Origin of the sequence: Cryobacterium sp. 10I5 (assembly GCF_035019865.1) — a bacterium.
In the GTDB taxonomy this organism is placed as follows: Bacteria; Actinomycetota; Actinomycetes; order Actinomycetales; family Microbacteriaceae; genus Cryobacterium; species Cryobacterium breve_A.
On the sequence record NZ_JASJVI010000030.1, the window covers coordinates 16,983 to 38,963 of the forward strand.

14 protein-coding genes and 1 pseudogene are annotated in these 21,981 nt (G+C 61.5%); 7 read left to right on the top strand and 8 right to left on the bottom strand.

Annotation, left to right across the window (positions count from 1 at the left end; genetic code table 11):
- Positions 1 to 76: 76 nt before the first annotated feature.
- Entirely contained in the window at positions 77 to 1,084 is a 1,008-nt protein-coding gene (locus QN350_RS09730; RefSeq protein ID WP_322136724.1) for a LacI family DNA-binding transcriptional regulator, read from the top strand.
- A gap of 42 nt (positions 1,085 to 1,126) precedes the next feature.
- Here QN350_RS09730 and QN350_RS09735 read toward each other — a convergent pair whose 3' ends face one another.
- From QN350_RS09735 to QN350_RS09750, 4 genes are all read right to left on the bottom strand, one after another.
- Positions 1,127 to 3,019, bottom strand: coding sequence for an ABC transporter ATP-binding protein (locus tag QN350_RS09735; protein WP_322136723.1), 1,893 nt, complete (start codon positions 3,017 to 3,019; stop codon positions 1,127 to 1,129).
- A gap of 532 nt (positions 3,020 to 3,551) precedes the next feature.
- Entirely contained in the window at positions 3,552 to 5,954 is a 2,403-nt protein-coding gene (locus QN350_RS09740; RefSeq protein ID WP_323516269.1) for a TIM-barrel domain-containing protein, read from the bottom strand.
- Positions 5,955 to 5,986: 32 nt separating this feature from the next.
- The gene (locus QN350_RS09745) at positions 5,987 to 8,443 is read right to left on the bottom strand and encodes a glycoside hydrolase family 2 protein (RefSeq protein ID WP_323516272.1); all 2,457 of its coding nucleotides are present in this window, start codon (positions 8,441 to 8,443) and stop codon (positions 5,987 to 5,989) included.
- A gap of 77 nt (positions 8,444 to 8,520) precedes the next feature.
- Positions 8,521 to 9,636, bottom strand: coding sequence for a LacI family DNA-binding transcriptional regulator (locus tag QN350_RS09750; protein ID WP_323516274.1), 1,116 nt, complete (start codon positions 9,634 to 9,636; stop codon positions 8,521 to 8,523).
- A 482-nt stretch (positions 9,637 to 10,118) separates the two neighbouring features.
- On the opposite strand from QN350_RS09750, the gene QN350_RS09755 reads away from it, so the two are divergent.
- The 3 genes from QN350_RS09755 (at position 10,119) to QN350_RS09765 (ending at position 13,331) form a co-directional block, all read left to right on the top strand.
- Positions 10,119 to 11,417: an ABC transporter substrate-binding protein gene (locus QN350_RS09755; RefSeq protein ID WP_323516276.1), complete on the top strand. Its 1,299-nt coding sequence runs from the start codon at positions 10,119 to 10,121 to the stop codon at positions 11,415 to 11,417.
- Between the two features lie 211 nt (positions 11,418 to 11,628).
- Positions 11,629 to 12,441 (top strand): sugar ABC transporter permease, encoded by an 813-nt coding sequence (locus tag QN350_RS09760; protein WP_323516279.1) that lies wholly within the window; start codon positions 11,629 to 11,631, stop codon positions 12,439 to 12,441.
- On the top strand, positions 12,438 to 13,331 hold the full coding sequence (locus tag QN350_RS09765; RefSeq protein ID WP_322136715.1) for a carbohydrate ABC transporter permease: 894 nt from the start codon (positions 12,438 to 12,440) through the stop codon (positions 13,329 to 13,331). Before QN350_RS09760 ends, QN350_RS09765 begins: the two co-directional genes overlap by 4 nt.
- Before the next feature lie 133 nt (positions 13,332 to 13,464).
- Here the strand turns inward: QN350_RS09765 and QN350_RS09770 are convergent, their stop codons facing one another.
- A complete protein-coding gene (locus QN350_RS09770; RefSeq protein WP_323516282.1) occupies positions 13,465 to 14,025 on the bottom strand; it encodes a cysteine hydrolase family protein in 561 nt (186 codons plus the stop codon).
- A gap of 529 nt (positions 14,026 to 14,554) precedes the next feature.
- Between QN350_RS09770 and QN350_RS09775 the strand changes: the two genes are divergently transcribed.
- Positions 14,555 to 15,028, top strand: a complete 474-nt coding sequence (locus tag QN350_RS09775) for a GGDEF domain-containing protein (protein WP_323516284.1) — start codon at positions 14,555 to 14,557, stop codon at positions 15,026 to 15,028.
- A 544-nt stretch (positions 15,029 to 15,572) separates the two neighbouring features.
- On the opposite strand, the gene QN350_RS09780 is transcribed toward QN350_RS09775, so the two are convergent.
- Complete coding sequence (locus QN350_RS09780) at positions 15,573 to 16,313, bottom strand: VIT family protein (RefSeq protein WP_323516287.1); 741 nt, start codon at positions 16,311 to 16,313, stop codon at positions 15,573 to 15,575.
- Between the two features lie 270 nt (positions 16,314 to 16,583).
- Here QN350_RS09780 and QN350_RS09785 point away from each other — a divergent pair, with 270 nt between their 5' ends.
- The gene (locus QN350_RS09785; RefSeq protein ID WP_323516290.1) at positions 16,584 to 17,951 is read left to right on the top strand and encodes an Nramp family divalent metal transporter; all 1,368 of its coding nucleotides are present in this window, start codon (positions 16,584 to 16,586) and stop codon (positions 17,949 to 17,951) included.
- 274 nt (positions 17,952 to 18,225) lie between these two features.
- Here the strand turns inward: QN350_RS09785 and QN350_RS09790 are convergent, their stop codons facing one another.
- Positions 18,226 to 18,465, bottom strand: coding sequence for a hypothetical protein (locus tag QN350_RS09790; protein ID WP_323516293.1), 240 nt, complete (start codon positions 18,463 to 18,465; stop codon positions 18,226 to 18,228).
- Positions 18,466 to 19,103: 638 nt separating this feature from the next.
- Positions 19,104 to 19,672, bottom strand: a pseudogene (locus tag QN350_RS09795) (recombinase family protein).
- Between the two features lie 628 nt (positions 19,673 to 20,300).
- On the opposite strand from QN350_RS09795, the gene QN350_RS09800 reads away from it, so the two are divergent.
- Entirely contained in the window at positions 20,301 to 21,815 is a 1,515-nt protein-coding gene (locus QN350_RS09800) for a hypothetical protein (protein ID WP_323516295.1), read from the top strand.
- The last annotated feature ends 166 nt before the right edge of the window (positions 21,816 to 21,981 follow it).

Below are 21,981 nucleotides of genomic sequence, written 5' to 3' on the forward strand. Positions count from 1 at the left end.
CGTAGGTTCCGAGGCCTGTGTCTCACCTTGACATAGAGCACTTGCTAGACTACTCGTGGCCGACTGGGGAGATAGTATGACGACGCAAGCGAGAGCGACCCTGGCCGATGTTGCCCGGTTGGCCGATGTGAGTTCGAAGACAGTGTCGCGGGTTTTCTCCGGAGACGGCATCGTGAGTGCGGTCACCCGGGAGCGGGTGTTGAGCGCGGCGAAGCGATTGCGGTTCCGGCCGAATGTCCTCGCGCGCAGTCTCCGCCACGGTGGGGTGTCCAACACGGTAGCCTTCGTGATCGGCGACATCACAAACCCGTTTTATTTCCACGTTGCGGCCGGGATTGAGCGCGAACTGGCCGACAACGGGTTAACTATGGTGCTCTCTTCGACAGATGACTCGGCCGAGAGTGAGGAGGGTGTCGTTGATTCCCTGCTCGCCCAGCGCGTGCGTGCGCTTCTGCTGATTCCGATCGCGGCTGACCAGTCCTACCTCGATGGGGAACGCCAACTGGGCACCCCGATCGTGAGTGTCGACCGACCTGCCAGCAATCTGCTGGCCGACTCCGTCGTGCTCCAGAACCGAGAGGGAATGCGGGAAGCCGTGCGTTCCCTCATTAAGCTCGGTCACCGAAAGATCGGATTCGTGAGCAACCCCTCCGCCATCTACACCTTGCGCGAGCGGCTCGCGGGCTATCGTGAAGCCCTTGCCGAAGCCGGGATCGCCGACAACGCGCGATACGAAAGGTGCAACGACGACCCGGCCGTATCTGCAGAGAGTGCCGTCGCGAGTTTGTTTGATCAGGCCGACCCGCCCACTGCGCTTGTGACGGGGAATAACCGGGCAAGCTCGGGAGCGCTTCGCGTGCTCCGCGGTCGAGAGCCGCGGGTCGCGTTCATTGGTTTTGACGATTTTGACCTTGCCGATGCGCTGGACATCACCGTCGTCGCCTACGACACCAGGGAGATCGGGAGAGCGGCCGCGCGTCTCGCACTCGACCGTCTCGAGGACCCGACCAGCTTCATCCGGCAGATCGAAATTCCGACCCGCCTCATTCACCGCGGTTCAGGCGAGATCAGCCCGCCGACCTGACCCGCCGCCACGCACTCGTCCCAAACGGACGGGGATACGTTCTCAGGTCGTCTGACGCGAGACGATGTGGGCGTACCGGTTGCCGAGGTTCATGAGCTCGTCGTGGGTTCCAAGTTCGACGATGCGACCGTTCTCGAGGTACGCAATCCGATCGGCCGTGCGGATGGTCGACAGTCGGTGGGCAGCGATGATGGTCGTGCGGTCGCGGAAGAGAGTGGCGAGGGCGTCCTTGACCATTGTTTCGGAATCGGCATCCAGGGCGCTCGTCGGCTCGTCCAGAATGAGGATGCGCGGATCGCGGACGAGGGCGCGAGCGATCGCCAACCGTTGGCGCTGGCCGCCGGAGAGTCCGGAGCCGCGGTCGCCGATGATCCGATCGAGGCCGGTGGGCATCGGGACGGTGATGCGCCCGGTCACAAGCCCGAGACCATGGATAATTCCGGTGGGCGGATGCGGGGATTCTTGGTTCGACGACCCGCCCACGGCGTCCGTAACATTCGCTCCCGTTGGGCCGAGGTTCAGGAAATCGAGAGCATTCGCGCCGCGCAGGGCTTTGAGGATGCCGTCGTCGGTGATGCCCGTGAGCCCATAGGCGACATTGTCGCGGATGCTGCCCTCGAACAACACCGACTCCTGCGGCACGACTGAAACGAACGAGCGTGCACTGCGCATGTCGAGGCTGTTCATGTCGACGCCGTCCAGCAGCACCTGTCCGCTTCCGGCCCGCACGAACCCGAGGATGAGATTAAGCAGCGTCGACTTTCCCGAGCCCGAGGGTCCGACGAGCGCGATTGTCTCGCCGGCCCGGATAGACAGGGAGATATCGGTGAGCGCAGGCCGGCCACCGGGATAGCTGAAGCTCACGTGGTCGAGCTTGATCGTGCCCTCAACCTTGTCGACGCGGGTACGGCCCTCGTTGACTTCGACGTCAGGGTCCTGCATGACCTCGGCGATGGAACGCATTGATTCGAGCCCGCGAGTGAGCACCGGAGCCACATTGAGGAGGGCAACGATTCCACCGGTCAGGATGGTGAAGTACGTGCTGAGCAGTACGACCTGTCCCGGCGTGATGGAGATGACCTGGGTTATTGACGCCGCGGCGGCTCCGACCAGGCACGCGACCCCGAGTACCTGGTAAGAGACCCAAGAAAAGGCTCCAAACCGGCCGTTGAGGGTGTCGAGCTGTTGCCCGGCGATGCTCACGCTCTCGGCCTGCCCGGCGACCCGTTCGGCGGCGACGGCCTCGAGCCCGTGGCCGCGGGTGATCGGGATGAGGGCGGCCATTTCGCCGATGCCGGTCGAGAATCGTTCGACCTCGTGGCGGAAGGTCTCGTTGCGGATGGCCGCTCGGGAGCGGATCCAGCGTACGAGTATGGCCGCCACGGGCACGGTCACGGCGAACACCCCGACGAAGGCGGGAACTGAGATCGCTGTGACGATTACGGCGCCGGCCAGGGTGAACACGGTCGACAGTACGGTTGGTAAGGCTTGTTGCATCATTAGTTCAAGATTTTCGACGTCGCGTACGACTTTGCTTTGCACGATCGAGGCGCTGTGGCGGTTGTGAAAGCCAATGGAGAGGCGCTGCATCTGTTCGGTAAGTGCATTGCGCTGGTCGGCGGCCATCGATCGGGTGGCAAGGCTGGAACCACGCACGAAGATCATGTGGAACGGATAGTTGAGCGCCAGTAACGCAATGATGAATGCCGCGAAGACCCACAGGGAATCCAGCGATCCGCGGCGCACGACGAGATCGATGATCGCCGCAGTGAGCGGCGGAAGCACCCACATCGGAGAGTCCTTGATAAGAAAGGCAAGCGCGGCGAACCACAGCCGGATGCGGTAGGGCCGCAGTAGCCTCAGGAACGACCGCAGCGGTTCGGACTTCACGACCTCGAGTTCGATCGCAGTCGGGCGGGGATTGGTGGCACTCATGGCGCAGCTTTCAGGGCCGCGCGGGCGGCCTACGGGACAGTCGCCCGGTGATCCGAGCGTCTGTCGATGAGGTTCTTGGAGAAAACCGGCTTCGCCGGGGTACCGCCACACCCCGGCGTCCGGCCACGGCGTCCGGCCACGGCGTCCGGCCTCGGCGGGTGATCAGGTTAAGCCTAGCGCCCGCGTTTGGAACGGAGTCCCGCGCCCGGTTAGATCACGGCGAGTCGATCCATCACGGTGGTGCCGGCATTGACAAAGAGGACCACGTCGCGGACCGAGGTGACTTGGCTCACGTCGCGGCCCGGGGTGGACCTCCTTGGAGCCGCCTCGTTGCGGCTACCTCCTATTTGAGGCCACCGAATCCTACATGTCAAGGTTGACACTTGTTTTGTCTCATAGAACATTGTGAGAGTTTTTTACGGTCTTTCATGGGCTTTCTACAAAATGACAGCGTAGTCATTGATTGCGGTTTGCCTTACATTGTTGTCATACTGAAGGCACGCGCGCCCGCGGGGGCGCGCGTGCCGGTCTTTCAGCGCAGGATCGTGCGTAGCTCCTGGCCGACATAGGCGATCTGGAGGGCGATGTCCGTCGATGTTGGCGCGTTGTTGGTCGGTTCGCCGATGAAGATGGGGATGATCGCGCGGGTGGCGGGCATGCCGGGGAAGCTGCCGGTTCTGGCGTCGACGATGAGCGTCCGCTCCAATTCCGACCATCGCAGAGTCATGGTGCTGAACTCGCCGTTCTCGTAGCCGTAGCCATCACCGGCATCCTCGTAGAGATCGAAGGTTACGTCGGCGCCGGGGTAGATCCGCACCTCCAGGGGGCCGAAGACATCCTCGCCGGTGTGCTGGACCGCGGGTCCAAGGGGCAGTAGGCTGCCGGCCCGCACGAAGACGGGGATCGTCTCCAGTGACGCGGCGACTTCGATGGTCTGGCCGCCCTCGAAGCGCTCGGAGGTCCAGAAGTCGTACCAGTTGCAGCCGGACGGGAGATAGACCGACCGGGTGGTGGGGCGTCCCTGTACGGGCTCCGAATCAGGGCCGAAATACATCGGCTCAGTGATGGGGCAGATCAGGAGCGACGGGCCGAGCATGAACTCATCGTCGACGTCGTACACCCGCGGGTCGTGGCGGAAGTCGAAGACGAGCGAACGCATCGGGGTGTAGTCGCGCTGGGTTGTCCAGCCGCTGAGCGAGTACAGGTAGGGGAGTAGTCGATAGCGCAAGCGGATGAAGGCGCAGATGGTGTCGTAGCTGGCGTCTCCCACGTCACCGAACCGCCACGGTTCGCGGGGCGTGTCCCGGCCGTGGGAGCGGAAGATGGGCAGGAAGGTGCCCATCTGCAGCCACCGGACGTAGAGTTCCCGGTAGCCTAGGTCGGCGCTGCCCTCCGCGAAGTCACCCTCCCAGAACCACAGCGGGCCCGGGGTGACGAAGTAAGCGCCTATATCGAATGTCCAGTATGGGGTGCCTGTGACGCACAGGTTGAGCCCGGCGGAGATCTGCCGTCGCAAGGCTAACCAAGTCGCCGAGGTGTCGCCGGACCAGGTGACCGCGCTGTAGCGTTGCTGGCCGACGAAGCCCGAGCGTGTGAGCAAGAACACACGTTTGTCGTTGCCGGCGGCTCGCTGGCCCTCGTAGAGTCCTTCGGAGTGCAGGAGTGAATAGGCGTTGATGTGCTCCGGGTCGAGGTACTTCTTCAGCTCGCCGGCATTGATGAGCAGGCGCTGCCAGGGCTCCGGTTTAACGATCCCCTTCCAGTCGCCCTCGAACGGTTCGGTGCAGTCTGCCCAGAACGCGTCGACGCCGTGGCTGAAGTAGCCCTCGTTCACCTGCTTCCAATACCGGGCCCTGGCATCCGCGTCGAACGCATCGTAGGTGGAGCCGTCGCCGAGGAGCTCCCCGTGGGCACGGAACTCGGCCTGGTTGGGTCCGTCGTTTTGCATGTTCGGCCAGATGGAGACCATCAGCTTCGCGCCGAGATCGTGCAGCTCTTCGATCAGCCGTGTCGGGTCGGGGTACCGGTCAGGGTCCAGCGACTTCTGTCCCCAGAGTCCCTCCGGCCAGTGCTTCCAGTCCTGCACGATGCAGTCGAGGGGGATATCCCGCCGCCGGTACTCGCGGACGATGTCGAGGAGCTCGTCGGCGTTCTCGTACCGGTCCTTGGACTGGATGTAGCCAAGGGACCAGCGAGGAAGCATCGGAGCCCCTCCGGTCAGGGTGCGGATGTGGTGGACGATGTCATCCAGTTCGGGGCCTGCAATGACGTAAAAGTCCATCTCGTCATCGACTTCAGTCCAGAAGTAGCTCCCGGCCTGGTCATCGTGGAAAGAGGCGAGAGCCTGGCTGTCCCACATGATGGCGTAGCCCCGCGTCGAGACGAGCACGGGCGCCACGATCTTCATGTTCTGCTGGTACAGGTCCTCGTGGTGACCGCGATAGTTGAAGACGCCCTCGTCATGCTGGCCGAGCCCGTAGAGGGCCTCGCCGTCGCTGAACTCAAGTCGGAGCTTCGTCGAGTACGCCTGGCGGTCGACCAGTTGCTTCGTCTGGCCCACGACGGACTTCTCGCCGTCGGCGCCGAGTGCGGTGGTGATCACGGTGTCTTCGGAGAAGACGGAACGCAGGACGTCGATCTCCTCAAGCACTTTCGTGTCCGCGCGATCGTGCGGCTCACGGAACAGGAGTCGCCCGGTCTCGTCGGTCCAGGTGAACGCGCCGAACTGTTTGTCGATGACGAGCCGCAGCCGGGGAATGGAGAGCACCAGCTGATCGGCGGAATCGGCGACGTCCGGAGCCGATCGCTCGTTACCGCCGACCACCATGAGGCTCTCATCGGAGCCGAAGACCGGTCGACCCGTGAAGACGACCCGCATTACTTGCTCACCGAGGCGCTGCACTTTCAGCCGCCCGGTTGATGTGACAATGACCACGCCATCCGCTTCACTGTGATGAGCCTGAATCTTCATACGGTCCCTTTCTGGGTGAGGGCGGCGGGGTGCCGGAGGTTGTTCGCGCTCTGGAGAACCGGTCGGGTGGTGAGATCATCGACGGGCAGTTCTTCGCCGCTGAGGACGAGGAATCGGTGACTCTCGCCGGGTAGCAGGGTCACGAGCATCTCGTCCACCGTGGCCATCGGGTCGAGGCGATCCGGATTTAGCACGATGTCCTTCACGAAATTGTTGGCGGTGACGGTGAGGGAATATCCGACGTCCTCACGCTCGACCGTGGTGCTGAACTCCGCCTGGGGCAGGCTCAACTCGACGTCTTCGACGAAGTAGGAGAATGCACGGGCGGAAGCATCCGCCTCGGCGACAATGAGCTCGTTCCGTGCGTCTGCAGGCACCGTCAGGGACTCGGAGAGGAGGATGGTCTGGTTGGTACGTGAAGCCACGTTGAACCGAAGGTGCTCGGCGGCGAGCTCTGTTCCGGTGAGGCTCAGGCGCCGGACGGCGACGGTACCCGTCCAAGCATGGGGACTGTCGTTGCTCACGATGAGGGCGAGGCCGGCGCCTCGGGGCTGGACTAGGAGCAGGCGGGGCGCGTTGAGTGCCCGCAGTGCGTACCACAGCGGCTTGCGTCTGCCAGCCTTGTCGACGGCCGCCCAGCTGATAGCGGGCCAGCAATCGTTGAGTTGCCAGACCAGCGAGCCGGAAGTGCGCGGGGAATGCGAACGGAAGTGCTTGACGCCGCAGGAGATTGCGCGGGCCTGGTTCAGCTGGGTCGCGAAGTGCCAGTCGTCGAAGGTCGTGGGTGCAGGCAGGTGCAGTGCATAGCCGCGGTCGAGCTTGCCATTGCCGTCGACCGCCTTCTGGTGGGCGGCCATGCCGGGGGAATCCGGCAGCATAGGGTCGTCGTCAATGGCGCTCGTGAGGGTTGAGTAGTCGGCGGGACCTTGGAAACCAAATTCGGCGACGAAACGCGGCACCGAGTTGCGGTAGGTCAGGTAGTCCTCGCTGAACCAGACCTTCCAGCTGTGCACAGGGCCGTGGTTTGGATCGCGAGGATCGGCGTAATCGGCGGGGGAGAATGGAGTCGACGGGAGGTAGCCACGCCCGGGGTCGAGTTCGGCCAAAATACTCGGGAGTAGGTCGTCGTAGTAGCCGCGTCCCCAGGTCTCGCCCTCCTGCATCCGCTCCTTGAAACCCCAGTGGAAGTAACCCTCGATGTTTTCGTTGCTGCCGTTCCAGAAGACAAGGGAGGGGTTTGGGGCAAGACGGGCGACATTCTCACGAGCCTCCGCTTCGACTTCGGCCCACATCTCCGGGGCCTCCGAGTAGATCGCGCAAGCAAACAGGAAGTCCTGCCACAACAGAATCCCCTCCCGGTTGCAGATGTCGTAAAGGTCGTTGCTCTCGTAGATACCGCCACCCCAGATGCGGAGCATGTTCATATTGGCCTCGACGGCGTCGCGAACCCCGCGTTCATAGTCGTCCCGGGTCACGCGGGGCAGGAAACAATCGTCAGGGATCCAGTTCGCGCCCTTGATGTAGACGAATTGCCCGTTGACGTGGAATTCGAAACCGGTGCCGAACTCGTCGGGATTCATCCGCACCTCGACCGTGCGGAACCCGACATCGTGCGTCCAGGTGTCGAGTTCCTCGGCGTCCCGGGACACTCGCACGTCCAGGTGGTAGAGCGGTTGGTCGCCGTAGCCCCTCGGCCACCATAGTTCCGCATTATCAATCTTGAGGCTGAGGACGGAGGAGGACCGTTCAACTGTCCCGCTCGTGTGCACCGCGGTTCCGTCGGGGGCCGTGAGAATGGCCTCGAGGAGCAGCTCGGTATGCGCAGCAGATTCGAGGTCGGTACGTTCGAGCTCGACGTGGACTTCGACGAGACCGCCACCGTCGGAATCCACGCTGACTCGAGGAATGACCTGTGCCAGTCGGGCGACGGACCATTGGTGCAGGTAGATGGGCCGCCAGATCCCTGAGGTCGTGAGTGTGGGCCCCCAGTCCCAGCCGAAGTTGCACGCCATCTTGCGCAGGGCGTTATAGGGCAGCGCATCGGCGACCAGCGGTTTGGCACCGATCCGTAGCTCCGATTCGCGCGCAGAGCGGAGGGGTGAAGCGAGATCGACCGTCAGTTCGTTGCTGCTCGCGCGGATCAATGAACGCACGTCGAAGCGATAGGACCGATGCTGGTTCTTGGTCTCTCCAACGAGCGCGCCGTTGAACGTTACGGTTGCAACCGTGTCCAGGCCCTCGGCAACGAGGTCGACGCGTTCGTGGCCCTCGTCGGTGAAGGCGAACGAGGTTTGGTAGCGTACGTCGGTTTCTCCGATCCACTTCACCGCGTTCTCGTTGGTGTTGAGATACGGGTCCGGGATCAAGCCCCGCGCTAGCAGGTCAGTGTGCACGGTCCCTGGAACGGTCGCCGGAATGTCCCGCGGAAGACCTTCGGGGACAGGGCCAGCCATCAGGTTCAGGGTCCAATTGTCGTTTAGCGGTGTGCGGTGCACAGTGTCTCTCCCTATTGCTCGTACAGGTGGTTCTCTTACAGGTGCGGAACGTGCGCGGCGGCCCGGGGCGGATACTCCCCCGACCCGCGGTGGACGACGTGTGTGGAGATATCGACCCGCACCGGGGGCCCGAGTCGATCCTGGAGCCGCTGCATCATGAGCCTCACGGCTTGGCGGCCAAGCTCTGCCGGGTCGTAGGTCACGACGCTGATGCCCCAGGCATCAGCGAGATCGAAGTCGTCGAAGCCGATGAACGCGAACTCTTGGAACCGTCGTCCTAGCTCCCGAATCACGCCAGCGCTCGCCCGGTTGTTCCCCGCGATGATGGCCGTTGGCGGGTCTGGCAGTGCGAGCAGTTCCCGCACCGATTCCTCTTCGCTTCGTCCCGTGACGGGTTCAAGGCGCTCCCAGTGGACGGAGTCGGAGACGCCGCCTTCTCTCATTGCCGAGCGAAAACCGCGCAGGCGTTCCTGGTGGGTGTAGAGCTCGGCGGGACTGCACACGAATCCGATCCGTCGGTGACCTGCCTGCAGCAGACTTCGCGTGGCATCCACTGTGCCCCGGAAGTTGTCTAGGACCACGGCATCGGCGATGAGGTTGCGGGCGGGACGGTCGATACAGACAACCGGCGTGCCGAGCTGGCGTTCGTTTTCGAGGTAGGCCTGATCATCGGCGATCGGCACCATCAGAAGCCCGCGAACTCGGTGCTTGAGCAGATTCTCGACAACCTTCCGCTCGCTCTGGGGGTCGTCGTGAGTGGCCGCCAAGATCATCATGAGCTCGTGCTGTGCAAGCTCCTCCTCGACACCCGCAGCGACCTTGACATAAAAGGGGTTCGCGAGATCGCCGATGACGAAGGCGACGGTATCCGTGACGCTTCCGTGACGCAAGCTTCTGGCCAGATGGTTGGGGCGGAATCGGAGTGTTTGCGCGGCGGAGAGGACCCGGTCCCTGGTCGCGACGGAGACACTGCCACTGTCCGTCACGACGCGTGAAACGGTCTTTGCGCTCACGCCGGCGAGGCGACCCACATCGGCGAGTGTCGCTCGCGACTGGGGGAGGGCGGCAAGATCCCGCAACACGGAGCCGGGATCGTGCCTCAGGGGCACCGACGGCGCACGCGCGACTGATGACGACTCCGGCTCGATCATGACGCAACCGTAGCACGGCGCCAGTGCTTCATGTCAGCGCTGACAAATTTTCCCGCGACAGACCAAGGAGCGCCAATTCCGCGGGGTGTTTTTCATTGAAAAATGGCAGACCAGTATGCACTTGCGCGGTTGCGTAATCCGACAGTGCACTCCAAGCGCGCAAATTTAGCTCAATACTGAAAACTGCAAATTGCTGATCAAGCGATAAATTTAAACCGACCTGGGTTGTCAAATTTATTGGAGGGTGCCGGGATCGAGCGGTATGCCAGCGGCGGTTTAAACACGTTGTAACGTTCCCGCCTCTGGCTCCGAAAATTACATTGACTCTTGTGTCAACGCTGATATGCTGTGCTCACTGATCGCGTCAGGCCGGGACTAATCCGTTCGCGCCGAGAGCGCGGTTGGTTGGATGAAGCTGACGACAGCGTTCACCGGTCACGCTCGTCCATTGACGCACCAACATTGGAGATCCAGAGATGGCAATGAAGCACATCACAGGCGTTGCGGGCGTAGTCGTAGCCGCGATGATGCTCGCCGGTTGTAGTTCCGGCGGCACCACGGCAACGGATTCCTCGGGCAATCCGACCGGCGATATCACGGTCCTGACGAATCGTACCGACCTTGTCGATACCGTGTTCGCGGACTACAAGGCCACATTCGAGAAGAAGTACCCCGACGTCAAGGTGACCTTCGAGGCCATCACTGACTACGAGAGCGAAGTGACCACCCGGCTTGGAACGAAGGACTATGGCGACGTCCTCGGTATCCCGGCGTCGGTCACCAAGGATCAGCTCGCGAACTTCTTCGAACCTCTCGGCAAGGTCACCGACATGGCGAAGGACTATCGCTTTGTCGCCGAGCAGGCGTTCGACGGGACTGTGTACGGTCTGCCCACCTTCGGTGGGGCCAACGGTTTCGTGTACAACAAGAAGACCTGGGCGGATGCCGGAGTCACGACCAACCCCAAGACTCCCGAAGAGTTCATCACCGACCTCAAGGCTATCCAGGCCAAGGGTGCAGCGATTCCGCTCTACACGAACTATAAAGACGGCTGGCCGCTCGGCCAGTGGCAGGGGTTCCGCGGCACGTCGGGCGATAAGGAAATCGTACAGACGATGGACAAGTCGGACGCACCCTGGTCCGCAGGGAGCGACCAGTACCTCATTGATTCCCTGCTCTTCAATGCGGTGAGTAACAAGCTCACCGAACCGGACCCGCTAACCACAAGCTGGGAAGGCTCGAAAGGTCTGCTGGCAACCGGAAAGGTTGGCACGATGGCACTCGGGTCCTGGGCCATCGTCCAGTTCCAGAAGGCCGCAAAGGATGCCGGAGCCGATCCTGCGGACATCGGCTACATGCCGTTCCCGCACCAGGTCGACGGTAAGTTCCACTCTGTCATCGCGGGGGACTTCAAGAACGCCATCAACATCAATTCCACGCACAAGGCCGCCGCGCGGGCCTGGATCGACTGGTTCACCAACGATTCCGGATTTGCCGCCAGCCAGGGTGCAATCACTCCGAAGGTCGGCAGCGAGAACCCGTCAACACTGGCGGACTTCACGAAGGCTGATGTGCAATACCTCGAATTGACGCCGGCACCGACGGACCAAGCCACGGTCGATTCCGACATCTACAACGGCGCGAACATCGACCTCTTCGGTCAGGTCTATCGCCAGAAGCTCGTAGACATTGCCCGCGGGGCAGCGAAGGGCGACATGAACTCGTACTTCGACGAGCTCAACCAGCGGTGGGCGGCCGCCAAGGCCAAGGCCGGCAAGTAACACTCCCTCATCGCACGATCGCACCGCAGGGGGCAACACCTCCGGAAAGCAGACAACAATGTCTCAATTGACCGGCTTAGCCGGCACTACCGGGGGTGTTCCCCCCTTAGCGGCGACCATCCCGGCCGCGGGCGTCGGCAGGAATGCCCCTTGGCGCCAGCGACCGAAATGGGTCACACCGTGGCTTTTCCTGCTCGCACCACTCGGGCTGTTGATCACGTTCACCTACATCCCCGTCGGGAACATGATCTGGTACAGCTTCACCTCGTGGAATGGCATCTCAAAGGTCCAGCAGGTGGTCGGACTCGACAACTACGGTCAAATTTTCAGTGATCCGACCATCTTCAACGTCTTCTACGTCAGCCTGTTCTATGTCGGCGCTTCTATCCTGCAGATGGGCCTTGCCCTCTACTTCGCGACAATCCTCAGCTTCAAGACGCGATTCCGGAACTTCTTCAAAGGAGTGCTGTTCTTTCCCTACCTGATCAACGGAGTCGCAATCGGCCTCGTCTTCTTGTATTTTTTCCAGCCCGGCGGAACGCTCGACCTAATCCTGAAAAACTTCGGATTGGCGCAGCTGACCACCCAGTGGCTCGGCAACCCCGACGTCGCGAACTTCTCGCTCGCGGGGACATCCGTCTGGCGGTACACGGGACTGAACTTCGTTCTCTTCCTGGGAGCGATCCAGTCGATTCCCGCGCAACTGTATGAGGCGGCTGACCTCGACGGCGCCAACAAATGGCAGCAGTTCCGATTCATCATCATGCCGGGGATCAAGCGCATCATCAGCCTGTCATTCATCCTCGCCATTTCGGGAAGCCTCGCAGTCTTCGAGATCCCGTTCATCATGACGGGCGGTGCCAACGGCACCGCGACCTTCGTGATCACGACCATTCAGCAAGCCTTCACCTTCCGGCACGTCGGGCTTGCGTCGGCGATGGCAGTCATCCTGCTCCTGATTGTGCTGATAGTCACCTACGTCCAGCGCAAGCTGGTACCAGACGATGAGGTAAACATCTCATGACCGAACTGAAAACCACGCCAGTAGCGCAGAAGCACGGCGCTACTCCGGTGCTCCCCAACCACCGCCTTCGGGCGGCAGTCATGACGACACTGAAGTACCTCACCCTCGTCGTCGCTGCAATCGTCACCCTGCTGCCGCTAGGTGTCGTGTTCATGACCGCGTTCAAAACGAAGAACGAGTACCTAAACTCGGGGCCGGCCGACCTGCCCCAAAACTGGTTCAACTTCGCCAACTTCGCCACTGCGCTAGACAAGGGGCACATGCTCCAAGGCTTCGCGAACACGGGTTTCATCCTGGTGATCTCCGTGCTGGGAACCCTCGTCATCGGCACCATGACCGCGTATGCAATCGATAGGTTCGACTTCCGATTCAAGAAGGTCGTCCTGATGATGTTCCTGCTAGCGACGCTCGTTCCCGCAGTGACAACCCAGGTGGCAACGTTCCAGGTGGTCAATAACCTTGGACTTTTCAATACCTATTGGGCGGCGATCGCGCTCTTCCTCGGGACCGACATCATCTCCATCTACATTTTTGTTCAATTCATGCAATCCATTCCCCGCGAACTCGACGAAGCCGCGATGCTAGACGGCGCAAACCGTTTCGTAATCTACTGGCGGATCATCCTTCCGCTCCTCAAGCCCGCGATCGCCACTGTCGTCATCATTAAGGGCATCGCGATCTACAACGAGTTCTACATCCCGTTCCTCTACATGCCCTCGCAACAACTGGGTGTCATCTCAACCTCACTCTTCCGGTTCAAAGGGCCCTTCGGCGCCCAATGGGAAGTCATCTCCGCGGGCACAATGCTCGTCATCATCCCCACGGTCATCGTCTTCCTGGTGCTGCAACGATTCATCTACAACGGCTTCACGCAGGGCGCCACCAAGTAAAACGATCGGTTCGGCGGATGGCCCAGGTCGTTCAAGATATACGCTCGCAAGATCCGCCTGCTAGTTGTACCTCGCGTGCAATGGGCTTGCCTCGGAGTAGCGTCGCATTGTCGACCCGGCCGGGCCGATGCCGCTAGTGAGCCGAGAGCGGAGCGAGGTGGAGGTCGGCGGCGGCGAGCACCTCGGCACCCGCATCGCGGAGCGCGGCCATGAAGGCGGCCTGGACGGATGCCCCCGGAACCTCGGTGCCCTGGAACTCGAAGTCGGGTGCGGCGCAGGCGTCGTGCACGACCGTAACGACTAACCCGAGGTCGAGGGCAGCCCGGGCGGTCGCGTCGATGCACATGCTGCTCATCATGCCCATGATGACGAGGTGTTCGATGTCCTCGTCCCGGAGCAGCTGTTCGAGTCCGGTGCCGATGAAGGCGTTCGGGGAGCCCTTGGTCAAGTGGTGTTCGGTCGCTACCGGCGCTACGAGCGGGTAGATCTCGGCGCCCGCGGTCCCGGGGACGAAGAACGTCGCATCCGGTTCGGTGGCAAGGTGCTGGAAGTGCATGACGGGGGTTCCGATGGCACGGGCCGTGTCGAGGACGCCCCGGGCGATGACCGCGGCGGACTCACTCCCGGTGAGGGGATATGCGCCTCCGGGGAAGTAGTCGTTCTGAATGTCAATGACCACAATTCCAGTGCTCACATTTGCTCCGCTTCGTTTTTTTGTGCCATCTTCCCACATGACTCTTATCGTTACGGGCAGGAATTGATCGACGAGAACCAGGTCGACGCGCCGGCGTCGGCCTGCCGTTTTGTACACTCGGATGCACGAACACGCTCGATTGTTAACGCCGATCGAAAATAGTAAGCATGGGGCTGCTGCGCGGCCGCACCTGGGCGGATGAGAATCGGGAGGTGGTCACCTCTTGTATTGACCGTCTTCGGGATGGATTCTGGTGGCGTGTTTGCCGGGCTGGACGTCGATGGGCCTTGGTGCCCGTGAGCTCGGAAAACAGTGTGGCGTGGAGGGTTGTGGGCACCCGGTCGTGCTGCCTTGAGCGCGAACTTCAGAGTCCTTGACTGACGACCCTCCTCCGGCAAACACCTGTGATGGTGGTGCTTAATGGAGGGTGGCGATGGATGAGGTCGTTTACTATTGTGCCGGGTTAGATGTTCACCGGGACACGGTCGTAGGGGTAGTCAGACGTCCCGGCGGGCGGGGAAAACGCAGCGTGGAAACGCGCACGTTTGTCAGACTTGAGCGCAACGGCGGAATGGTCTGCGTGATGTACCTCGACATCGACGACTTCAAGATCATCAACGACACTCTCGGGCACGGTGGGGGCGACGAGGTCCTTATTGAGCTGGGGAGGAGACTGTCCAGCGTGTTGCGCCCCACCGATACGGTGGCGCGCTTTGGTGGGGATGAGTTCGTGATCCTCTGCGAGAACTTCGGTGGCGTCGGTGATGCCGAACAGTTGGTGGCTCGGGTCGTGGCCGCGACCACCAAGCCATGGGACGTCCAGGGCTGGTTCATGCCTGTGCACGTGAGCATTGGATTCGCCGTGACGGAGTCTGCCACAACAGAGCCAGCGGTATTGCTTGGTGACGCCGACACCGCTATGTACTTGGCGAAGAAGGTTCCTGGCTCCATGTCGGTACTGGCGCCCCGTCGGCGGACAGAACCGCAACCGCCTCATCGTTGAGCCGTCCCACCAGGGGGCTATGGCTTATCCGTTGGTGGGTGGCGCGGGCGTCGAGGACTGATCAGATGATGGGCCGCCCGGCGGAGTGCCGGTCAGCCAAGCGACTACCAAGAATGCGCCGATCAACCCAACGACGATGAGCACCCCTGCCACAGAGCCTCTGAATGCAATCCCGGAGACTACAATCAGGGCCACGAAGGCTGCAGACGCGACGGCTCCTTTCCAGCTGAGTATCCGCCATCCCCAACCCACGTATTTCTTGGGCCCGAACCAGGCTTTCTTCGTGAACCGTCCCGCTCTTGCGTCCATGACGAGAATCGTAGCCCGGTATCCCTTGCTCGTTCCGAAACAGTGGAAAGCATCTCCGATTTTGAGCCACGCAATTTTGTTGTCCGGGATGTGCAACGGAAATGTCGTGAGTCCCGTCCTCACCGCGGTCACGGATGAGGTTGTGCGGCGAGAGTTCCGCGTCGTCCGTGGGAGGGTGTTTGGTGGGTCCGGTCCTTGCCATGTCTGAGCGCGGCGACGTATGAGGGGTGGGCGGCTATGTGGTACCCGAGGAGCCCAAGAGCAAGCCGATTGCGAACGTGGACAGCAGTGCCAGCGCGCCGCCTAGGACCATCCTGAACGTGGCCCGTCCTCGTGAGCTGCCTCCCAGATGACCTGCAAGTGCCCCTGAAATGGCGAGAACGAGGAGCACGGCCAGGAATGTGACCGGCACCCTCCATGCGTCAGGTGGGAGCAAGATCGCTGCCAGGGGAATGATCCCACCACAAATGAACGAGACAGCCGACGCCAATGCGGCGTTCCACGGGCTTGCAACATCGTTCTCGTCGATGTTTAGCTCAATCGCGAGATGCGCCGCCAAGGCATCATGTTCGGTCAACTCTCCCGCCACTTGTCGCGCAGTTTCAGGGGACAAGCCCCGCGCTTGGTGCATGCCTGCGAGTTCTTCCAGTTCTTGCTCCGGCGTTTCAGCGAGTTCGCGTTTCTCCGTCGCAATCAACGCCCGTTCACTGTCACGCTGGCTGCTCACAGACACATATTCGCCCAAAGCCATTGAAACCGCGCCGCCCATGAGCGCCGCAACTCCAGCAGTCAGAATAGGTCCCACCACGTGGGTTGCACCAGCTACCCCAACCACAATCGCCGCCACTGACACGATACCGTCATTGGCCCCCAGCACTCCCGCGCGCAACCAGTTCAGCCGGGTCGACAGGCCCCCACCCCGATGAGGCTCATCAGAATGCGACTCTAGAGGCTCCCGCTTGCCCGGATCCGACATAAGCCGAGTAAACCACATCTCACTTCGCGGAACGCATCGTCGCGCTCCAGGCTTTGGCCACGGTTGTCTTGGCCGCAATCATCGGGGCCGTCAGTCGATTGCATCTCCTCCGCGGTCCCGCTGACCGGACAGCGACACTGCCGCAGCGCGTCTGCATTCCGAAATGCACACCGACGAAGGTGGCCGGACTCACCGGCAAGGTACTGTAACCATGGCATGCCTTGGCCACCTCGGCGCTGCTCGGATTTAATCGCTGACGTGAGGAACGCTATGACGGTCGAGGAATTGCCTGAAAGTGTCCCGCCGGGCGCGGACATTGCCTCGGAACGGACCGGTCAGGGAAACGGAAAGAGAAACCCGGTTTCGCGTTTTTTCGGTCTCCTTGGTCCGGGTTTGGTTACGGGTGCCGCCGATGATGACCCGTCAGGGATCGCGACGTATTCTCAGGCCGGCGCCACGTATGGCAACAGCATGTTGTGGACGGTCCCTTTGACGCTTCCGTTGATGATGGCTGTGCAGGAGATCTGTGACCGGATGGCCCTAGCCACCGGGCAGAGCCTTGGCGCGCTGATCCGTCGACGCTTTAGCCGCGGATTCCGGGTTGCGATCGGGATTCTTTTGGCCTTGCTGATCATTGCGAATTGTCTGAACCTGGCCGCGGACCTGAACGCGATCGGTCAAGGCATGAACTTGCTGCACGCGGGACCCGCGTTTGTGTGGTCCGCGATCGCCGGTATCGCCATTGTTGTGGCAGTGACGGCGGGGTCCTTCGCGATGATCGGCCGGATCTTCAAATGGTTGTGCATGGTTCTTCTGGTCTACGTCGGTGTTCTCTTCGTTTCCAACGTAGATTGGGCCGACGTTGCCCGTGGCCTCATCGGCGGGCAGGTCCAGTTCTCCCCGGCGTACTTCGGTTTGATCGTCGGGGTCCTGGGTACCACCATCTCCCCGTACATGTTCTTCTGGCAGTCCGCGCAACGCATCGAGGAACTCCGCGCCGAAAAACGTGGCGGCGATCACGCGCCGGCCCTGGACGAGAGGCCAAGGCCGGAAGCGGTCCGACGGCTACGCAATGGACGAGTGGACGTGTTCACCGGGATGGCGTTTAGTGTGCTGATCATGTTCGCCATCATTGCCTCCTCCGCAGCCACCCTCGGCGCACACAACACCCCCGTCACCAGCGCAGCCGAGGCAGCCCAAGCACTCGAACCAATTGCCGGCAATTACGCCGGTATCCTCTTCGCTCTGGGTTTCATCGGATCTGGGGTACTCGCGGTGCCCGTGCTCGCCGCATCCGGTGCTGCGGGGATGGCAGGGCTTTTGAACAAGAACTGGGGTCTTGACCGGTCCCCCCGGAGAGCACCCCTGTTCTACGCCCTCCTCGGCGTTGGTATCATCGCCGGCACCATCCTCGCTATCGTCTCTACCGACCCGATCGGACTTCTGGTGCTCTCCGCGATCGTGAACGGCATCGCCGCCGGCCCGTTCCTGATCGTGATGATGCTCATCTCCCGCGACGCCACCATCATGGGTAAATACCGAAACGGTAAGCTCGCCGCAACCATGGGCTGGACCGCCACCGCAATCATGTGCGTCGCGGGCGCATACGGCATCTGGTACACCCTCAACGGAAACTAACCAGCCGAAGCGACAGCTGAAGCTTGGACCCAATGGCTTTGGTAGCAGGAACCGGCCTGCACACCCTCCTCGACGAGCGGGCGGATACGTTGATGCGCACGCGGGCATAAAGCGGTGGCACTTTACGCCGGAATGGTCACAGGCGCAGATCCCATCCGAAACGGAACCCTCGTCTGGCCGTCGTTTCTTCGCGCCCGATCGAAAACTCCGATCGGGTTCCCGACACGAGGGACTGTGCCTGCTGGATTCTTAGGCCGACATAGGGCAGCGTGATCTAAGCGAGTTGGAAGGGAATGACTATCGAAATCAGCACCGCGTATTTGGCCGCAGCGACCGGCTCGTCGTGATCGAGCTCTAGTTGCTTGCCGCGCAGCATTACCTTGCCCATCTTTCTCAATCGTCCGAGGTCCCGGCTGACGCTTTCGCGAAGACGGCGATTCAGTGGCAGGGTCACGAGTATGCAGGCAAGGGCCGCGGCGATGAACGCAGATTCTGCCGCGAAGGACAGTTGCACGCCGATTTCCGAGATGGCGGAAGTGTTCTACCGGGCGAGAACGGTGAACAGCACGCGCTGAGTGTCCTCTGGCGTGACGAGCGGCTTGCGAATCACGCCGGCGCCCGTACTTCGGCTGATTTGACCGGCACCATCCCGGAAGACAGTTCAGGGGACGTGAGATCGGACGACGCTGATGTCATTGTCTCGCGGCGGAGGAATATGCAGAGGCCCGTGGGCTCGGATTGGTTCGGGAGCCATGACGATAGCTCGCGTTTCGCGGCGGCTGGGCGGATACTTAGAGCGTATTAGTGGACTCAGCGTGGAGGACGCATTATGCAACACAGTGTGGAATCCGGCGGATTCGAGGATCTGAAAGTTGTACAGGTCTCGGCCACCGAATGGCGGGTCAGTGGGCGTTCGTTCGAAGAGCAGAGCCCTGCGGCATTCTGGGGCTTCGTTTGCCAGTGTGGTGAAGCATTCAGTGTGATCCGTCCCGGACGTTTTCCGGAATGGCGTACTTATTGCAGCTTCGATAGGGCGTTGGCGAGCTTTGCAGACTACTCTGACTGAACCGTGCCTGGATGTGGCCCGTCCTACGGTTTCGCCTTACACCAGGTGGCACGTCCCGCTGGGTGTAATTCATTGTCGCCCTGCGATCAGCTAAATTTGGCGGCGTCGCGTGTCAGAATCTGGCCATCAGATTGATCTGGCAGTAGTCCCAAGGCGCGCACTCGGCCGTAGAAGGTAGCTCGGGACATTCCGAGGTCGAGCGCGACCTGAGCTGGTGGCTCTCCACCTTCTATGAGTCGGCGGGCGTTGCGGACCTGGCTGTCGGTGATGATCCGCGAGCGACCGCCATGATCGTGAACAGCATGGACCCCATCGGTGTCGATGTGTCGACGTTGCCGCCGCCCAAGTTCAGTACGCGGAGGCCGGCGCCGCGGCCGGGGCGCTCTTCGGCGAAGGCGAGCATGTTCTGCGTCGATCGTCCCGGGCGGTCCAGAGTCGTGATGACAAGAGTGTTGCCGTCTTGGAGCTTGTCGAGCGCGAGGTCGAAGTGTGGCCGTGATGCTCGAGCGCCCGAGATGCCGTGGTCGACGTAGGGGTCGTCGCGCCGGACACCTGCATCCAGAATGTCGGCCTGTTGCCGGTCGGTGGATTGCTGGCGCGTCGATACGCGCGCGTAGCCGATCAGCTTCGTTAGTCTGCTCCTGGGGTGTCTCAGAACTAACGGTGAGTACCGTCATCCAACCAGTAGGTTATGCGACGTAGCTACGAGAATCGCCGCGCCGCGAGATTCCGGCGATCTGCAAAGGCGAGAAACGGGAGTCGTGAGACGTCTTATATCCCTAGGGATACGAGACGGCCGGAACGGTCGAAACGTTGTCGCGTTCGAGGCACCTGAGCGCGAATCCTCAACGGGCGGGTCTTACGGGCGCCTCCCGCCCAAGAGCGATGCGGAGCCCAGTCGTCGCGGGGGAGTGTCCGTAGGCGGTCCCGCTTGCGGGCGGACCCATTTGGGACGGATCTTGGACAACGACCGGGAAATGCCTCCTTCTTCCGGAGATCGGTGAGAAGTGTTGATCTGCATCAGCAGCCCGTTTGGGGGCTGGTTTGCATTCCGACCTCCCTGCTAAAAAATAGCCGGGGACCGGAATTCCACCGGAATGGTCGCTCTCGCCTGCGGTAGCACTGTCTGAAGATCACGTCCGCACCATCGTCTTTCTGGGGGAAATATGCGTTGGTCTTTGCCTGCATACATGTCAGCGACGGCTCTGATCGTTGGCGCGATGATGGTGCCTATGGCGGCCGCGCATGCGGCCGGGGGCCCACCGTTCACTGAGTGCCCAGCCGTGAACTATGCATCGAGTTGCGGGATTGAGTTGCAGGTGAACCAGGATGGTTCGGTCTCGGTCGCCGCAGATACCTCTGTGGGGACATACGATGGCGCGGACGACACGTTGGTGGGCATCGTGAACAACTCAACCGTGCCAGTGGCCGCTGTAACGGTCACGGGACCAGGCTCTGGCCTGGCGAGATTCGATGGCGACGGACTCTGCGCGTATGGCGGCTGCAGCTACGGACCCACTGGTTATGAAGGTCCCGGTACTTCGCTGGTGACCAGTCCGACCCTGCCCGACTCGGTCGAGGCTGATTTCACCCCCGCTCTTCAGCCAGGAGCCACCGCCTACTTCTCGCTTGAAGGCCCCCTGCAGTACGCACAACTGACCGCACGCACAGGCCCGCTGAAAGGCAACACCGTACAACACACCCTGATCTACGTGCACGGCATCAACGAAGAGTCCACAGGAATTACAACGACGGATTTCAAGTCGATGTTCGACCGTGTTACGAACAAGAAGTACGTCGGATTTGTTTACTACGAGGACCTTGCGCCAGCAAGTCCGGTCCTTGGGGTACCCGATTGTCGCGATGGGCTGCCCGCTGACGTGCTCACGAAGGCGGCGAGTGCGCAGGGCATGCCAATATCCATCAGCGATGCAACGGGGACGCCCAACTGTGATGGATCCAGTGACATCGGGATCAATGCGATCAAACTGGATGAACAAATCCAGAAGGAATACCACGACAGTGGCAACCAGCCCGTGATTCTCGTCGGATACAGCATGGGTGGCAGCATCATCCGCGGAATGCTGGCCTACTCTCAAACCGTCAACGACCATGTTGCGGAGACGATGATCGATAGCGTGTCCTTCATCCATGGTGTTCAGCAGGGGTCCTACCTCGCCAACATCGGGCAAGTCGCTGCTTGCTCGTTCTGCGGTTTCTTCCCAGTCCCGCCTCTGAGCTCGGGCATCGTGGCCCTCAGCGATTTGATTCACCTGCCACTGAACCGTCCGGCCAGCCAGGAATTGCAGGACGGCAGCGCATGGTTTCACTGGGTCAATTCTCACTCGTCTCATTTACCTCCTATCCCTTTCTTCAACACTTACGGTGACCTTCGAATCGTCACTCCCATCTGCCCGGTATTTGGTCTCTTCGGTTGCTTCAATTACGGCGACAACACCTCACTGGGCGACGATGTTGTGCTCCGCGGCACAGACGAACCAACCGACACGTCAGCTGAGGGCGGCCAGAAATTTCTCAATGGACCTCGCGGCGCACAGAACTGGGAATTCGTTCAACTGCACCGCTACACCTGGGATCCCTTGTTTCCGCCCAGTGAATCCATCGCCCTGGGTCAGGCCGTGTTCGATGCCCCCGAGCAGCACCTGAACATCAGATTTGCCATGGGCCAGACCCTTGTCGATGACTGCCAGACCAATGCGTCGATCAGTGCGGAGGACGAGTTGGTGCTTCTGCTCAACGGCCGTGCCAACGGCACCCCCTACAACTGCAAACCGTGAGGACAATCATGAGAAAACGCACTCGTTTCGGCTTGGCTGGCCTCGCCGTCATCGGCCTGGCGGCACTGGTCGTCGCTAACCTTCCCGGTCACGCGGAAGCGGCCGTGAATTTCAGCGATCCCAGCGTTGGCTTCCGTGACCAAGCCAGCGGCGCATACCTGCGCAT

Bases quoted from the DNA above. Each gene is read 5' to 3' on its own strand.
- QN350_RS09730 (WP_322136724.1), top strand. From the start codon at position 77: ATGACGACGCAAGCGAGAGCGACCCTGGCCGATGTTGCCCGGTTGGCC.
- QN350_RS09735 (WP_322136723.1), bottom strand. From the start codon at position 3,019: ATGAGTGCCACCAATCCCCGCCCGACTGCGATCGAACTCGAGGTCGTG.
- QN350_RS09745 (WP_323516272.1), bottom strand. From the start codon at position 8,443: ATGGCTGGCCCTGTCCCCGAAGGTCTTCCGCGGGACATTCCGGCGACC.
- QN350_RS09750 (WP_323516274.1), bottom strand. From the start codon at position 9,636: ATGATCGAGCCGGAGTCGTCATCAGTCGCGCGTGCGCCGTCGGTGCCC.
- QN350_RS09755 (WP_323516276.1), top strand. From the start codon at position 10,119: ATGAAGCACATCACAGGCGTTGCGGGCGTAGTCGTAGCCGCGATGATG.
- QN350_RS09765 (WP_322136715.1), top strand. From the start codon at position 12,438: ATGACCGAACTGAAAACCACGCCAGTAGCGCAGAAGCACGGCGCTACT.
- QN350_RS09780 (WP_323516287.1), bottom strand. From the start codon at position 16,313: ATGTCGGATCCGGGCAAGCGGGAGCCTCTAGAGTCGCATTCTGATGAG.
- QN350_RS09785 (WP_323516290.1), top strand. From the start codon at position 16,584: ATGACGGTCGAGGAATTGCCTGAAAGTGTCCCGCCGGGCGCGGACATT.